This window comes from Endozoicomonas sp. SCSIO W0465 (assembly GCF_023716865.1).
Classification (GTDB): Bacteria; Pseudomonadota; Gammaproteobacteria; order Pseudomonadales; family Endozoicomonadaceae; genus Endozoicomonas.
In genome coordinates this window covers 222945-238942 of the sequence record NZ_CP092417.1, presented here as the reverse complement: position 1 = coordinate 238942, position 15998 = coordinate 222945, and the positions used below count along the sequence as shown (strand labels likewise).

Annotated in this window: 16 protein-coding genes; 11 read left to right on the top strand and 5 right to left on the bottom strand. The window is 48.3% G+C overall.

The features are described from left to right. The first annotated feature begins 16 nt into the window (after nucleotides 1–16). From MJO57_RS01140 to MJO57_RS01120, 5 genes are all read left to right on the top strand, one after another. Nucleotides 17–373: a hypothetical protein gene (locus tag MJO57_RS01140; protein WP_252022199.1), complete on the top strand. Its 357-nt coding sequence runs from the start codon at nucleotides 17–19 to the stop codon at nucleotides 371–373. A 190-nt stretch (nucleotides 374–563) separates the two neighbouring features. Beyond that, nucleotides 564–1418: a formyltetrahydrofolate deformylase gene (gene purU, locus MJO57_RS01135; RefSeq protein ID WP_252022197.1), complete on the top strand. Its 855-nt coding sequence runs from the start codon at nucleotides 564–566 to the stop codon at nucleotides 1416–1418. 123 nt (nucleotides 1419–1541) lie between these two features. Next, nucleotides 1542–1826 (top strand): Lar family restriction alleviation protein, encoded by a 285-nt coding sequence (locus MJO57_RS01130; RefSeq protein WP_252022195.1) that lies wholly within the window; start codon nucleotides 1542–1544, stop codon nucleotides 1824–1826. Between the two features lie 114 nt (nucleotides 1827–1940). Next, nucleotides 1941–2975, top strand: coding sequence for a transposase (locus MJO57_RS01125; RefSeq protein WP_252026884.1), 1035 nt, complete (start codon nucleotides 1941–1943; stop codon nucleotides 2973–2975). A gap of 240 nt (nucleotides 2976–3215) precedes the next feature. Next, nucleotides 3216–4493, top strand: coding sequence for an IS4 family transposase (locus MJO57_RS01120; RefSeq protein ID WP_256491761.1), 1278 nt, complete (start codon nucleotides 3216–3218; stop codon nucleotides 4491–4493). Nucleotides 4494–4501: 8 nt separating this feature from the next. Here the strand turns inward: MJO57_RS01120 and MJO57_RS01115 are convergent, their stop codons facing one another. Next, nucleotides 4502–5158, bottom strand: a complete 657-nt coding sequence (locus tag MJO57_RS01115) for a molecular chaperone (RefSeq protein ID WP_252022193.1) — start codon at nucleotides 5156–5158, stop codon at nucleotides 4502–4504. A 176-nt stretch (nucleotides 5159–5334) separates the two neighbouring features. Between MJO57_RS01115 and MJO57_RS01110 the strand changes: the two genes are divergently transcribed. The 4 genes from MJO57_RS01110 (at nucleotide 5335) to MJO57_RS01095 (ending at nucleotide 10211) form a co-directional block, all read left to right on the top strand. Further along, nucleotides 5335–5913 (top strand): hypothetical protein, encoded by a 579-nt coding sequence (locus MJO57_RS01110; RefSeq protein ID WP_252022192.1) that lies wholly within the window; start codon nucleotides 5335–5337, stop codon nucleotides 5911–5913. 121 nt (nucleotides 5914–6034) lie between these two features. Continuing rightward, nucleotides 6035–6592: a hypothetical protein gene (locus MJO57_RS01105; protein ID WP_252022190.1), complete on the top strand. Its 558-nt coding sequence runs from the start codon at nucleotides 6035–6037 to the stop codon at nucleotides 6590–6592. Between the two features lie 98 nt (nucleotides 6593–6690). Continuing rightward, a complete protein-coding gene (locus tag MJO57_RS01100; protein WP_252022189.1) occupies nucleotides 6691–7662 on the top strand; it encodes a hypothetical protein in 972 nt (323 codons plus the stop codon). Continuing rightward, a complete protein-coding gene (locus tag MJO57_RS01095) occupies nucleotides 7659–10211 on the top strand; it encodes a TcfC E-set like domain-containing protein (protein WP_252022187.1) in 2553 nt (850 codons plus the stop codon). Before MJO57_RS01100 ends, MJO57_RS01095 begins: the two co-directional genes overlap by 4 nt. 174 nt (nucleotides 10212–10385) lie before the next feature. On the opposite strand, the gene znuA is transcribed toward MJO57_RS01095, so the two are convergent. After that, nucleotides 10386–11300, bottom strand: a complete 915-nt coding sequence (gene znuA / locus MJO57_RS01090; RefSeq protein ID WP_252022185.1) for a zinc ABC transporter substrate-binding protein ZnuA — start codon at nucleotides 11298–11300, stop codon at nucleotides 10386–10388. 223 nt (nucleotides 11301–11523) lie between these two features. Here znuA and MJO57_RS01085 point away from each other — a divergent pair, with 223 nt between their 5' ends. After that, nucleotides 11524–12762 (top strand): protein kinase, encoded by a 1239-nt coding sequence (locus MJO57_RS01085; protein WP_252022183.1) that lies wholly within the window; start codon nucleotides 11524–11526, stop codon nucleotides 12760–12762. Nucleotides 12763–12905: 143 nt separating this feature from the next. On the opposite strand, the gene MJO57_RS01080 is transcribed toward MJO57_RS01085, so the two are convergent. Together MJO57_RS01080 and MJO57_RS01075 are read right to left on the bottom strand one after the other, a co-directional pair. Further along, nucleotides 12906–13082 carry a PA3496 family putative envelope integrity protein gene (locus MJO57_RS01080; RefSeq protein ID WP_252022181.1) on the bottom strand — a complete coding sequence of 59 codons (177 nt, stop codon included), beginning with the start codon at nucleotides 13080–13082 and terminating at the stop codon, nucleotides 12906–12908. A 160-nt stretch (nucleotides 13083–13242) separates the two neighbouring features. Next, the gene (locus MJO57_RS01075; RefSeq protein ID WP_252017335.1) at nucleotides 13243–14283 is read right to left on the bottom strand and encodes an IS1595 family transposase; all 1041 of its coding nucleotides are present in this window, start codon (nucleotides 14281–14283) and stop codon (nucleotides 13243–13245) included. Nucleotides 14284–14401: 118 nt separating this feature from the next. On the opposite strand from MJO57_RS01075, the gene MJO57_RS01070 reads away from it, so the two are divergent. Continuing rightward, on the top strand, nucleotides 14402–14644 hold the full coding sequence (locus tag MJO57_RS01070; RefSeq protein ID WP_252022179.1) for a hypothetical protein: 243 nt from the start codon (nucleotides 14402–14404) through the stop codon (nucleotides 14642–14644). Here MJO57_RS01070 and MJO57_RS01065 read toward each other — a convergent pair. Further along, nucleotides 14630–15670 carry an IS1595 family transposase gene (locus tag MJO57_RS01065; RefSeq protein ID WP_252017335.1) on the bottom strand — a complete coding sequence of 347 codons (1041 nt, stop codon included), beginning with the start codon at nucleotides 15668–15670 and terminating at the stop codon, nucleotides 14630–14632. The genes MJO57_RS01070 and MJO57_RS01065 overlap by 15 nt on opposite strands. Nucleotides 15671–15998: the final 328 nt, after the last annotated feature.

Below are 15998 nucleotides of genomic sequence, written 5' to 3'. Positions count from 1 at the left end.
CACACGTTAATTCAACATGAGAGAAAAGGACATGCTCTACGTACTCAGGGATGATAACCATCAGGTTTGTGCAGTCTCCGACAAGCCGCTTTCGAACCAATGGCAACGTGCTGATATGGAAGATAAAAGCCTGAAGCTTTTCTTACAAAAAAACCCTGAGATCAGTACCGGAATCATGGAATCGTCCGATGCTGATTTCATACGTGTGCTTGAAGACGTTATTGACCTGTTGATAGACAAACAGATTATTCAGTTCACTGAGTTTCCCGAAGCCGTTCAGAGCAAGCTGCTCAATCGCCGACGGTATCGCGAAAGCCTGCGAAGCAATTCGGATACAACGCAGCTTCTTGAGGATGGTGATGATATCTTTTAAACGGTCAATCACCGGTATAAACATCGTTCTGTAAAAGAACCACTCCACAGCAATTGATGACAAACCAGTGTCACTTAATGGCTCAGAAGACCTGCGAAATCGGCCCAGGCTCTGATCAACACAAAGCAAAATATGATTTCACAGCACTAACTACTTATAATTGTCTCTCAATTTACTTTTTTTAAGTATCATGACCAGAACTTATCGTTTACTTGTCTCCTGCCCGGACTCTACTGGCATTGTAGCCACCGTCAGCGACTTCATTGCTCGACATGGCGGCTGGATTGTTGAAGCCAACCACCACTCTGACCCTCTCACCGGCCGCTTCTACATGCGCAATGAAATCAAGGCAGACAGCCTGCCTTTTTCTGTGGATGAATTTAAGGAGCACTTTACACCGGTCGCGGAAAAGCTGAGCCTGGACTGGCGCATCAATGACTCAGGGACGCCCCAGCGGGTAGCTCTGCTGGCCAGTAAAGAGGCTCACTGCCTGTCTGATCTGCTCTATCGCTGGCGCAGTGGTGACCTGAACATGGAAATTCCCTGTGTCATCTCCAATCATGAGGATTTACGCAGTTATGTAGAGTGGCACGGTATTCCCTATCATCACGTACCGGTGGATAAAGACGATAAGGCACCGGCATTCGCGAAAATGACCTCACTTCTCGATGAGTACAGTGTTGATACGATTGTACTTGCACGTTATATGCAAATATTGCCACCGCAATTGTGCAAGCTGTATGCAGACCGTGTCATTAATATTCATCACAGTTTTCTGCCGTCCTTTGTGGGTGCCAAACCCTACCATCAGGCCTATGAACGAGGCGTTAAGCTGGTTGGTGCCACCTGCCACTACGTGACAGAAATCCTTGATGCTGGCCCTATCATCGAACAGGACGTGATCAGGGTAGGTCATCACCACCTGCCAGAAGCGATGGTTCGGTTAGGAAAGGATGTTGAGAAAAGTGTACTGGCCCGTGGATTAAGGTATCACATCGAAGACCGGGTTATTGTTGATGGCAGAAAGACCATTATTTTAGGATAGTTCCTATAGGAAAGCGTCAGTCTTAGTCGCTTACCTGTGGATAACCTGTTAAAACCTGTGAATAAGCTATTCATACACAGGGTATAACCAGTTAAAAAGATAGATATCACTCAGGGAAGAGTCATGAAATTAAAGCCCTGCCCCTGTTGTCGGGGTAAAGCCATATTTGCCGACCTGATTATTGGCAAAGGCAGTCAAAGAATGAAAATGTGGCAGGTCAGCTGCAGTGGTTGTGGTTTATCCACAGAGATGGATGAGGACAAAAGGTACACAGCAACACGCTGGAACCTCCGTCAGGAACACGCCAACCTGAAAATGTGGGTAACCTTGCTGGCAGCCCTGCTGCCAGTATCCATCGTCATCAGTCTCCTGCTTGGGAACCTGATGGGGATCAGTCTAATCAGCTGAGCTCATCATTTTTTCTTCTCCTAACCCGGATATTTCATAGTACTAGGACTTACGCATTGACAACAGGCTCTAAAATTTGATAATGCCAAAAAACAGATGTCTTCAGGGATGAAAGTGAGAACTACCACTCGACCGACCACTGCACGATGCACTCTTGCAAAATACATTGGCTTTTTGATTAGTGAGCCAAAATCATCAACATGCACAAGACTGGCCGAGGTTACCGACTTTTCTCACGATAGCGCAAACCGCTTTCTTAAGCGTGAAAACTATCAGCCCAAAGATATGTACGATGAAGCAGTCAAAAGTTTAAACCCTATTGGCGGCACCCTGAGCGTTGATGACAGCGTGCTCGACAAACCTTATAGCTACTCCGTGGCACTGGTTGGCCACTTTTGGTCGGGTAAACATCACCGAGTGGTTAAGGGAGTTAACCTCATCACCCTTTATTACACCGACGTATCCGGGCGCCATATGCCGGTGAATTACAGGATATACGACAAATCGGAAGACAAGACAAAAAACGACTACTTCCGTGAAATGTTGATTGAAGTGCTGGTATGGGGGCTGAAGCCAGCGTTCGTTACCGGTGACTCCTGGTACAGCTGCACGACTAACCTGAAGACGATTAAAAACCATCAGACTGGGTTTATGTTTGCCGTTGAGAAAAACAGGACAGTATCACTGGAAAAAGGTAAATGGCAGCAGGTTCAACACCTCGACATCCCCGACAATGGTCTGGATGTATGGCTCAAAGACTTCGGTAAGATCCGGTTGTTCAGGACGATGCTAAAAGACCAGCGTCGCCACTACGTGGTTTACTTGCCAGAGGAAGTCCCTTTTGAACGCAATGACTTCAAGCAGATCCATGACCAGCACTGGCAGATCGAACAGTTTCACAGGGCGATCAAGCAGGTTTGCCATATTGAGCACTTTCAGGTTCGCAGCGAACGACCCGTCAGAAACCATATATTTGCTGCAATTTTAGCTTTTGTTTATCTCCAGAAAATGCAGATAGAGCAGGAGTTTACGAATATTTATCAGCACCAACGGGGGCTGTTTAAAGAGACAATAGGCGCTTTCATTGAGAGTTTTGCAAAGGGGAAGGATCACCTCCTACCAAAATTTATCGGTGTCATCAATGCGTAAGTCCTAAGTACGTGAGCCTCTGCCATCGTTAGCATCAAATGAGAGCATCCCCTGCCCCGTCAGATCCATCTTCCAGACATTGCCCGGATAGAGACGGTTCTTAGGGTAGACATTAAGCTCAAAAAAGGTTCGTTTCCGGCGGCAGAACCCACCTTGAACAGCCACAATAAAGCTTCGAAACCATTATCAATGGCTGAACAAGATGAGTACTGCAAATAGTAGATTAGTTGAAAAAAACTGTTGACCTGTTTCGACCGGTCAGAACTCCTAAGTATGGCGGAACAGCTTGGTTTTACTATACGACAGCGAGATATCCGTCCTTTGGATTTTATCCTCTCACTGATCGATGCCCTCGCTGGTGATGGAAACTGCGATACCCAGGCGGATCTACACCGTAAATTTAACGAGTTGACGGGGCTGAATGTCTCTTATCGTTCTTGGGCAAATCAAGCTAAAAAGGACGCGCTGCCTACTCTTATCCTGTGGCTATGGGTGCAGTGTCTGGAAATATTTTCCCGCAAAGTCATGGCGTTTGATGAAGACAGTCCATTTTCAGAGTTTGAGCACATTCTGATTCAGGACGGTTCGTCACAAGCTGTCTATGATGCCCTGAAAGAAGCATTTCCCGGCAGGTTCTCAACGGTCAGTCCTGCTGCCGTCGAGCTTCATACGACAATGGATCTTCTCACCAACAACCTGGTGCGGGTGCAGCTGACTGAAGATACCCGTTCAGAAAGAGACTGTCTGCCACCACTGCCAACATCCATGGCCTATATCCTGATGCTAATGGATGCCGGTTATTTTGAGCTGGAACTCTTTGCCGCTATTGATGACAGGGAGGGTTCTTTTATCTGCAAGGCACCTCAGAGTATCAACCCGACGATACTCAGCGCGGTACGGGAGGATGGCAAGAATCTCAATCGCTACAAAGGACAAAAACTGAAGGATGTACTGTCTGGCTTCCCCAAAGACCAGTGCCTCGACCTGGATGTAGAATGGCCGGGATTCAAAGCCTGGCCATTCCGCTTGGTTGTCCGCTGGAATGACAAAAAACAGAAGTGGGTTTTCGTTGTGACCAACCTGAACCGGGTGGAGTTCACCTTGAGTGATGTGCTCCAGGCCTATCGTCTACGGTGGCAGATAGAGCTGATTTTCAAAGAGATCAAATCCTATTCAGGGTGGCATCGTTTTAACACCAAATCAGCGACACTGGTGTTTAGCCTGATTCTGATGTCCTTTGTGGTTGTGACGTTGAAAAGGTACCTTGCCCATGCTGCACAGGCGAACCTCTGTGAAAGTGGGAGCATTGAGGAAATCTCGACGCACAAGGTGATGAAAAGTGGGACTCACCTGTTTGGTAATGTGATTTCATCGTTGATGAATGCAGGAAAGTCATTGGTCTCATGCATTAAAAAGCTACTGGACTTCTGGGGAAATAATGCGAAACGAGAACACCCTGCACGGGATGGTTGTTCAGGGCGTACAAGATTAGGCTTCTGTGCAGTGGGTGGAGCTTAATGTCTACCTTAAGAGAGACGGTTTTCCACATAGGTGGTGCAACTGTCGGACTCCTGATCATCGCATTGACGAATATTGCTAAGGTAAACATTGGTGTTGCTGTTATTGGTCAACGTCAGGGTATTGCCTTCCCGCTTGCCATCCAGGTCAAATACCGTCTTCTCCGGGCGCACAATAATCAGCGCCTGGTAGCCAACTAACAGCTTGACCGCGCTCTGCTCTGCATCAAACTCACCGGCCACCGGCGAGAAGTTGACTCGAAAGATGCGCTCTTCGCTTTCAGCCGGAAACAGGTTAACCAACCTCACCAAACGACGACTGCCCGGAGGCATGATCACCCGGTTAGGGGAGGCGATCAGCCCGATTTTCGACGGATCATCAATTATCACCCGGGTTTCTTCCGGCGTGCCGGGATTCTCCACCTCCAGCACCTCCACATTGATGAACAGGGTCTCGGTTTCACTGGTATTGAGCAACTGGACATCGTTACGGTTGGGGGACTCTTCGGTGAAATCCACAATGATTCTATCTACAGCCAGCTGGGCAAAAAGAGACTGGGATAACAACAAACCGGCAATGCCGGCCAGACAACGAAATCTTTGCTGAACCATGGCGAATGGTCCCCTGATCTCCAGACGGGCCTGGGCTTCGCCCCGGTACAGCAAGATAGCGACAATCTGTCTCTGACATTTGTCGTACCTCAGGACACAATCACCAATGCCCGTGCGGGCGCTTATGAGAGTGTACTGACGGTAATGGTGAGAGCCAGGTAACTGGCCTTTAAAAAAATGCATATTTCAGCAGGCAAACCAAGCCTGAATGTGCACAAGGAGCAATAAAAATGAAAAAATACTCTCTGTTAGCTGCCGCCATTGTTGCCAGCACCTTGAGTGTTCCTGCGTTCTCCATGGGCCATGATACCGACCCGTATACAGACTTCGATGTCACTCTGGATCTGCCAGACATGATTCTGGTCAGACTGGCAGACAACACTGTGGAGATGGGTGAGGGAACGATAAGCATTGACCGTCTGGAAGCCCTGGTCGACGTGAGCATCGAAATGCGCGGCGCTACCGAAGCAAGCCCACGTCCATACACCGTAACAGTATCGCAGACTAAATCTGGCGCTGATGGTGACTTTGCCATGCACCATGAGGAGGAAGGAAAACCCAGCATTCCACTGCAAGTCGCTTTCTACCCTGATAAAAACGGTTCTGGTCCCATAATAGAAAATGGTGTGGTGTCTGAGGATGAGAGGTATAAAACCCCTCACGGCATCACCAGAGTGGTGAATGGGAAGCCGGATACTGAATTTGAATATGACAGCATGCTCTATGTCGGCGTAGAGTCCAAAGATCATATGGACGCCCTGCCTGGTAAATATGATTCAACCCTGAGATTGACTGTGGCTGCTAAATAACGTTTAGGCCGGATCAGTAGGCCTGTGGTTGTCAAATAGCAACAGGCCGCTGATTTTGTAAACCAAAAGAGCATCATTAATTTTCGACGTTGGTTTTCTATTTGCAAGGCGGCGGTAAAATATGAAAACAACACGCTTTTTTTCATTGGTCAATTCATTAATCAGTGCGGTTCTCCTGACAGGTTCCCTGGCAATCGGTGCCAATGAAAAGAATTCAGCGTCTGTGGATATGCAGGTCAGTGCCGAGATACCGGATTTTATCAAGGTAGGAGGGTTACCCGAAACCGTTCCTCTTACCGTGCAGGATAATGGCACCATTCAGTCAGACCTGTTGAAATTTTATGTGGTTCGCAATGGCGCCAGTGTGGAAAAAAGCAAAGGTTTTTTACTGAAGGTGAAAAGCTCTGAAGGCAATAAACGCAGAAAGTACTTTCTGGCCAATAAAGAAGCGAAACAAAAAATGTTTATTCATGTTGGCCTGGGTGAACAGGATGCCGCCACTATTGATGACCTGAAAACGGTTCCCTCTGCGGGAATTGAAGGTGAGACCCATGCCAGCTTTGATACCAGTGAACCAACGCACACCTTAGCGCTGTTTAATAAGGACCTGAATCATCTTTATTCCCGCGCTCCGGGGAAGTATTCCGCAAATTTCACCATCACTGTACAGGCAAAGTAGATCATTAATCCATGGATTGATAAATACCAATAGCGTTGTTAACAGGTTGATTTAAATGCCCAGGGATTTCAGTTGTTCGTAAAAAATGGTTCGGGATAATGAATAAAATCAGAAGTTGTACCCTGCTGTTACTGTTTGCAACCCTGCCGACAATGTTTGCCCCTGAACTCAGGGCCGAGGATTCCCTGCGCCTGAGCCGGAACAGTATCCACCTGAGTGACCGGAAGATCACCGGTCAGGTTGTGCTGGATATGACTCTGGCGGACAGTTCATCCTTCACTGTTAGAGTGGCCCCGGAATTTGGCAACCAAGGGGATCAGCACTATTTCCATCTCAAGCCTGAAAGCCACCGCGGAGAAAGTGGCGGCAGCGTTAAGGTCCATCTTGATTTTCCCTACAAGCAATTGACGCCCGGCGGCCCTTACCAACCGGAAACCATCAATACCGTCAAGCCCAATAACAACCAAACCGCCACTCACCAGTACTCTCAATGCCCGGAATCCGGTCAGGTCAAAACAGGCGGACGGGTATGCAAGCCATTGTCCTTTGTCGTTATTGATGAAGGCGCCATCCCCGGCGTTCAATACCAAACCCGCCTGGAGATATGGATCAACAGTGGGCAGGGTGGGCCGGTGAAACAGACAGTGACCCTGACTTATGAAAATACCCGCTCAACCATCGGCATCTATTCCCCTGATGACCGTTTTTATCTGCATTCGGGCAACCGTTTTAGCGCAGAAAACAGTTTCTGCGTTTACACCCGGGACGCATCAAAGCCGTTTGATGTGAGACTCGAAGGCAGTGGTGAACAGGGCAGTTTTGCCCTCAGGGGCAAGGGGGGTGAGCTTGCCTATAACGCTGAGTACCGTGGTCAGTCAAACGCCTATCACCGGATAGAACCCAACGACTGGCAAACGGCCGGACTCTCCGAGTGGTTGACGGGCAATTTCCGGGAGTGTGGCGCCACCCGTAATCTGTGGGTAAAACTGAATCTACCGCCAGAGGAGGTGATGAAAACCTCCGCAGGTCGTTATACCGGTACCCTGACTGTCAGAGTGAGAGCCCTATGAAAGCGCACAGTTACCGACAGAACAAGGGCATTTCCCTGCTGGCCATCTGCTCCGTTTTTGTGGGCTCCGTCTCCCTGTCCGCTGTTGCGGAAGTTGACAATACACTACCTGCCGCTAAACCCAAGACCCCGTTTGGTTTGGAGTTGAGCCAGATTCCTGAAGAGTTCAGGGACATGGCCGAGCCACAAACGACAGTAGCCGATTTTTATTACGGAGGCCGCTACCTGACCTCCACCACAGTTGCCTACACGCCGGATACCATCACCATCGCCGATCCCAGGGCGTTGCTGGACCGAATCAGCACCATTGCCCGGCCAGATGCAGTCACGGCTGCGTTATCCGGCGAGATCTTTTCCAACCCCAGCCAAGTCTGTATGCAGGCGGGGGATACCCAGTGTGGCACACTGAACCCGGCAGTGGCGGGAGTGATTTTTGATGCCACCCGTTTTCGTGGCGATATCTTTATTGCCGAACCGTATTTGCAGGTACAAACCATTCAACAAAGCAAGTACCTGCCGGACTCCAACAGCTCCCTCGGCATGATCCAGGGATTGTCGGCAGTGAGCAGTGGCGTTACCGGGCTGGGCGATAGCGAAAATAACTATTCGCTGTTTGGTAATACCCTGGTGGGCTGGCAGGAGAACCACCTGGTGGCCAACTGGGACTACAGCAGAGACAACAGTTTCCAGATCGACACCCTGTACCTGGCACGGGATGCCAGAGGCCTGCAGATGGGCGGTGGCTTTCTGGATTCCAGCGGCGTAATGACACCACAGTTTGCTGGCAGCCAGCAGGTGTTGGGGGTCAAGCTGGGCAGCTCGATGAATTCCCGGCTGGATACTGCCGATATCAGCTCGACGCCCATCCGTATCTTCACCAATGGCCGTCGTCGGGTTGAAGTCCTGCGGGATAACCGGCTGATCTATGCCACTTCCCTGGAGGCGGGCAGTCAGGAGATTGATACCCGTTCGTTTCCCCAGGGTTCCTATAACGTTACGATCCGAATTTACAACGGCTCAGTACTGGAGCAAGAACTGACCCGGTTTTATAGCAAGTCCGTACGACTGCCCCCTTCTGATGAGCTGCTCTGGTATCTCGAGGGTGGCCAGATGACTGAGCGTGATGAAGACGAAACCCTGCCGGAAAACCTTGAAGAGTGGCTGCTGCGCGGCGGGGTTGCACGACGAGTAACGGATAGTTCGTCTTTGGAACTGCGAGGGGCGGCAACCGATGATGAACAGTCTGTAGAGGCAGAATACTTTTATCAGGGCGACGGCTGGGATATCGCCATGACCGGTATGGTGGGCAGCAACAGCGCCAAGGGGCTGGTACTGGAAACATCCGCAGCCCTGGGGCCGGTCCATCTCAGTTATTTCCACCAGCGTTTGTGGAATGATGATTACCCATCGAACCTTGATGCCGGGGAAGAGAATCCGGTGCGATTGCTGGATGAGAGCTACGAAAGTCGTTCCCTGTCGTTGTCCACCAGTTTGCTGGGGGGCAATCTGTCCGGTTCCTACTCCTATAATCAGCAGATTGGTAATGAGCCGTCGCTGGTCACGGATGAGGACGACGAGACCACCATTTACTCCCTCTCCTGGTCCCGAAATGTGGCACAGTTCGGTGATTATGACCTGGATCTGGAGCTGGACTACTCGGAAAGTGACGGTGACAAGGCTGGCAATATCGGCCTGACCCTGCGCCACAGTACTCCTGACTGGAACTACGATATCCGGGGAGAGGGACGCTGGGAACAGGATCAGGGCCAGCCTTCAGACACTAATGTAGGTTATGCCCTGGATTCCCGCTGGTATCAGGAGGAAATTCTGCACGGCTCCGGTGAACTGGGAGTGCGTTATGACGACCTGTCCGGTGACCAGCGCTTACTGGGAGGCGATATCAAATACGAACACGCCCGCTTCCTTGGGGAACTCTCGGCGGATTATATTGACCCTACCGGTAACCAGGGCAATCAGGAGTCTTACACCAATTACAATGGTCGGATAGAAACCTCATTTGCCATTAATGCCGAAGGCGCCGGTATCGGTGGCGGCAACCGGGCGGACAGTGCCGTGATGGTGGGGATTGAAGGCAGCCCTTCTGCCCGGTTTGATGTAACGGTTAATGGCTCCAATGTGGGCATTGCCACAGGCGACAGTAATACGGTGGTTCCCCTCTCTCCCTACGGCACCTACCGGGTGGGCATTCGTCCCCGGGGTGATGAGTTTTACCGTTATGACCAGGGAGAACGGAGCATTACCCTCTATCCCGGCAATGTGGAGAGTGTGTCTTTCTCGGCACAAGAGGAGCTGATACTGCTGGGTAAACTGGTGAATCGCCAGGGTGACGCCTTGGGCAATGTCACTATTCCCCAGGAAACCGGCTTTGCCAGAACCGATCAGTTCGGCATTTTCCAAATGAGTATGACCACGAAGGATAACAAGCTGCGGGTCAACCTGGCCGAAGGCAAAACCTGTACAGCAACGATTCCGGAAAATTATCAGAAGCGGGGCGGTGTGGGGCTGGTTGGCACGTTGAAATGCCTATGATTCAGGCTGGCGGCTGCTTTCATTGCTTGCCGCCTTAGGAATTGTCCTTTAATTCTTTCCTCAACTCTGTTCACCCTGAGCGAAGTCGAAGGGTCGAAGCACTGGACTTTGACAGGCTCAGCCCGAACGGAGTCCGGAGTATCAGAATTTAGGGACGTTATTTTGGGACAACTCCTAACCCTGAGTACAGCTGGTGATGCTATCCACAAGCTGATTGATAAACTTGGCATAGCTTTCAGGTCCGGATTGGATATTTTCCGCTAATGGGTCAAGCACACCTACGCTGACTGACAGTCCCTCAGTCAGCCGCTCTATATAGGCAGGCTGGAACTGTGGTTCCCTAAAAATACACGTTGCACCGGCTTTGTCCAAATGCCCTTTCAGTCTTACCAGATGCCGGGCCCCGGGCTGCTGCTCAGGATTCATTGTGAAATAGCCAGCAACTTCCAACCCATACTGCTCTTGCAAATAACCATAGGCATTATGAAAAACGAAAAAAGGCTTCTTTCCTGATTGCTCTACTTTCTGACCGTTACGTGAGTCTGTCTGATCCATGCTTTTCAGAAAACGATTAAGGTTACTCTGATAACGAGGTTGGTTAACCTTATCCACAGACACCAATACACGAGTCATCTCTCGGGCAATAACCCTTGCATTATCTGTACTCAGCCAGATATGAGGATCATAGTCGCCATGATCATGATGCTCACCATGCACATGAATATGATGCCCATCCTCATCACTGCCGCGCAGGCGAATCCCGTGAATATCCATCATGGATACTGCCTTTCCCCCCTTTGCAGAGGCCAACATTTTTGGCAGGAAAGTCTCCATTGAAGGACCTACCCAAAAAATGATATCTGCACTCCGCAATTTACGGGCATCAGAGGGCTTCAGGCTATGACTATGGGGAGAACTGCCCGGCGGTAACAATACATCAGCCTCCGTAACCCCCTCGGTAACCGCCTGGGCAATCAGCTGCAAGGGCTTGATACTGGCAAGAACCCTGGGTGGCTCAGCACTGGCAAAGAAGCTGACCGTTATGAGCCATACCGTCACCAGCAATTGTTTAACAGGAACAAACTGCATACAAAAACCGCTTTTTTTTAAAACGTTATAATATAACATCCTAATTTGAAAAAAGATCCCCCACCGTTTGTTCAGCCTTACGTTAAAAAAACATTATATTGGAAATCAAGCTGTTAGCTTATCTGACCAGCCTGTCAGCCATCTATGTGAAAGAAAATGGTTAACTACTTGAATGGAAATTTTCAGGTAATAGGGAAATATCACGTCAACAGGGAATAGCGCCATGAAAATAACAAAATCTATGATAGAGCACCCACACCGTATAGAAGAACTCCCTCAAGAGAATCAAGGTAGTTGGCTGGGAAGAAACCTGAAAAAAATGGCTCTGACTTGCAGAAATAAGCTCATGCGAGTGTACGTAATGGTTCGGGGTAAAGATTGCTGTCGCGTGTCTGAGCGTATTATTTCGCTGGCTGATCGCAATGGCCAGCCTATTGTTGTAGGTACAGGATGCTTTGGTCATCTGAACCTGTGTCGTCATAACCACAGTTTCAAGGTAGCCAAAAAGCTCTATTACGGAAAGGCAGATCTTGATCGTGGCCATACCCGTTTACTTAATCGACTAGCCACACTCTATTCCAAAAACTATATCACCTTTGAGCAAATGACAGAGGCAGAAAATGATTTGGAGCTCATGATGGCAGGATACAATTCAACGGAAAAAGAGTACGAAGTGGCCTTGAGATGCACCGGTGATTATGTGATCGCCCATGAAATGGTTGACGGCGTGATCCATACTCCACTTCATGGTAGCAGTATGGAATCATTAATCGGCAAGTTTAACAGCACGGGAACCCGAGATATTTTTACAGAAACTGGCAACCAATCAGCTTCTGCAGAGCCCGAAAAAGACAACGGGAAAGATTTTGCCAACGTTACCGATTCAACCATCTCTCCCGGTGATGAAAAACTGATTGCCCGTTTATTCAAGCAAGCTACATTAGCGGTTGCATCGTTACACAACAAAGGTTTTGTTCATCGGGATATAAAACCGCAAAACTTTCTGGTTGATGGTGCAGGTCGTCTGAAACTGATCGACTTTGGCATGGCGAAAAATGTGCAGGATTCCTACATCGATTTAACCAGAAAGCATTCCAGTCTGGCAGACTTACTGCTCTATTTTTCTATTGGCGCCAGTTTATATAAACCAGCTGACAGCCTGATTTATCGCAACGTCGACTTAAAGGCTGCAGATGCCTGGTCTCTGGGCGTGGTGCTAACAGAGCTGTTGACAGGAACGAATTATTTCCATCGACCAGACAATACCAGATTAGGAACGGTTGCGGAGATCATCGCAGTCAAACGCAATGGACGGGAGCAGGCCATTGCCAAAATGGAGAGTCTGGGCGTTAACCCGGAAGCAGTACGACTGGTAAAAGGTCTGTTACGGGATCACCCAAGGCAACGGATGACGGTAGCTAAAGCACTGGATAGCCCTTTCCTGAAGAATATTGAACTGTAAGCGTGGGGGGATGAGCATATACAGCTGATGACAAATGGGTAAACCCGGCAGGAGACTTAGCGTTCAATGAGGCGGGATAAGATATTTCGATACGAACCCTGACCGGGGTGTAGGCAAAGGTTCGTATTCTTCATTTGAGGTTATTAAATGCCTTCCCAGTAATCATCGCCAAAAATGGCACTGAGTCGTTTGTCTTCTTCCCGCTCTTCTAAAGCTCTGCGGATCTGCAGGGAACGTTTGGAACCTTTCTGCTCAAGTTCAGGATGGATCAGGTGTTCATCCAGAATGAACTCTTTTTCGGCTTTCTTACCTTTACCCATAACAGCATCCTCTACTTGTATTTGTTATTAAATGATGCCTGATTACGCTTTCTAAAATAGTCAGTTGCTGATTATATGACAATAACTCATGTCGTATAAACCTGTAAGATAAATCCTACAAATGAACCGTAACACTGCAAGACCCCATGGCGCAGTTCGGCTAAGTTACCGTTAATGGTTGGAAGCACCAATGTTCAGTAATTCTGCTGATCAACCGGCCAACAGTTAATTTTTTTGCTGCCGTCAGTTCTCGCCTCCAGGCCAGATAATGGGGAAGGTAACGAGTTGCAACCCCTTGGAATACGCCGCCAATCCAGCGTTTTAAATGACTGTGATAAGAATTTACAGTCTGGATGTGGTAGATGCCTTCAACAACATGTTGACCTGCTGATGTCACCAGCTCCTTGAAGACAAATCCAAGCTTGTCAGCAAGTTTTTCGTGAGCGAGGTGTGCATCCGCACAGACCGTGGCCTGTATCGATATGCGGCCATTTAAATGCCTGCACAATTCATTAGCACTTTCGTTTTCTAATACACCGTCAACGGTATTTCGATTACGGTCCCGAGCCACCATTACCGGGACTTTTCGGGCTTTGTTGGGATCATTACCCCGCTTTCGGGTTGGCCGTGGAAGGCCTTCTCTTTGCCCTTTGAAGGATTCACGGAAAAATGTTTCATCAAGCTCAGTAATGCCACAAAGCTCTTCTGCTTGATCATTATTAATCACTTCAAGAAAGCGGTGACGCCAGCGGAACGCAGTTTTCAAGTCAATGGCATTCTCAGCAGCAGCTGGTCGCAAGACCATAGAGTGAGTCATACCTGCGAGGTACTTGTTCCATTTTTCAGGGTGCCTGAGCCTTGCCAAAGGCGTTCCACTAAAGGCGTTAAACGTTGAGTCGCAAGTCTTGCAGTGGTAGCGCTGTCGGCCATTTCGTATGCCCCAGCGACCAACGCTATGGCTTTTGCATTTGGGGCACCTGGGGTTTTCGGCAAATTGGGCAAGTATGCTCTTTTCTACGTCAGGTGTTGCATTATCGTTATTGGGTATAGATTCACTGTAAACAGGTTCAGAGTCAGTGGTTTCTACTACCTCGGTAACCTCTATTTGAGTACTAAGGAGCGAGTTGTTAAGAATGTCTCGCTGTTCACTGGTTAATGTTGAAATGGAATCAATAAAATTCTGGAAGAGTTCAGATTGCATATCACTCCCCTACAACGTAGATTTTATGGGAGTTTAGCTGATTCAACCATTAACGGTAACTTAGCCAGCTTTAGACGTTTTAACAAACATTATCATTTCACATCAATAGGAATTTTCCATGGCAGAAACAGCAACTATTGCTGATATGGCAGATATTGTATCCAGGGAAATATTTAGATGGTTTAAGTGGGAACGCTTAGATCTTATGGATCAAAATTTCTTATGCCAGAAAATTGAAAAGCATGCTCCTAACAAACCAACCCATACACATCCTGTAGACGTACTTTTTCATTACAATGACCCGTACTTAAATAATACAAGAATTTTATTTAAGGCTCTATTTTGGCTAAGTTACCGTTAATGGTTGGAAGCACCAATGTTCAGTAATTCTGCTGATCAACCGGCCAACAGTTAATTTTTTTGCTGCCGTCAGTTCTCGCCTCCAGGCCAGATAATGGGGAAGGTAACGAGTTGCAACCCCTTGGAATACGCCGCCAATCCAGCGTTTTAAATGACTGTGATAAGAATTTACAGTCTGGATGTGGTAGATGCCTTCAACAACATGTTGACCTGCTGATGTCACCAGCTCCTTGAAGACAAATCCAAGCTTGTCAGCAAGTTTTTCGTGAGCGAGGTGTGCATCCGCACAGACCGTGGCCTGTATCGATATGCGGCCATTTAAATGCCTGCACAATTCATTAGCACTTTCGTTTTCTAATACACCGTCAACGGTATTTCGATTACGGTCCCGAGCCACCATTACCGGGACTTTTCGGGCTTTGTTGGGATCATTACCCCGCTTTCGGGTTGGCCGTGGAAGGCCTTCTCTTTGCCCTTTGAAGGATTCACGGAAAAATGTTTCATCAAGCTCAGTAATGCCACAAAGCTCTTCTGCTTGATCATTATTAATCACTTCAAGAAAGCGGTGACGCCAGCGGAACGCAGTTTTCAAGTCAATGGCATTCTCAGCAGCAGCTGGTCGCAAGACCATAGAGTGAGTCATACCTGCGAGGTACTTGTTCCATTTTTCAGGGTGCCTGAGCCTTGCCAAAGGCGTTCCACTAAAGGCGTTAAACGTTGAGTCGCAAGTCTTGCAGTGGTAGCGCTGTCGGCCATTTCGTATGCCCCAGCGACCAACGCTATGGCTTTTGCATTTGGGGCACCTGGGGTTTTCGGCAAATTGGGCAAGTATGCTCTTTTCTACGTCAGGTGTTGCATTATCGTTATTGGGTATAGATTCACTGTAAACAGGTTCAGAGTCAGTGGTTTCTACTACCTCGGTAACCTCTATTTGAGTACTAAGGAGCGAGTTGTTAAGAATGTCTCGCTGTTCACTGGTTAATGTTGAAATGGAATCAATAAAATTCTGGAAGAGTTCAGATTGCATATCACTCCCCTACAACGTAGATTTTATGGGAGTTTAGCTGATTCAACCATTAACGGTAACTTAGCCCTCTATTTTGATTACGAACTGCTCTACAGTGAAAACTGACTGTAGGTCACGAAAAACAAGGATTGAGCAACATTACCGGACAATATGCTGACAACCTTTGTAGATAAAGGGCTTCAGCAATGTTCAACCCAGTAGCAGTCTGAAATCCTACAAGAGCCTTATTTAATACAGACCTTAAGAGCTATGCTGAATCTTCAATTTCAACAGACAAGGTGAGAAAATCCTTGCAGTCTCTTGCTAAGACAATAGACTGCGCAAGGGT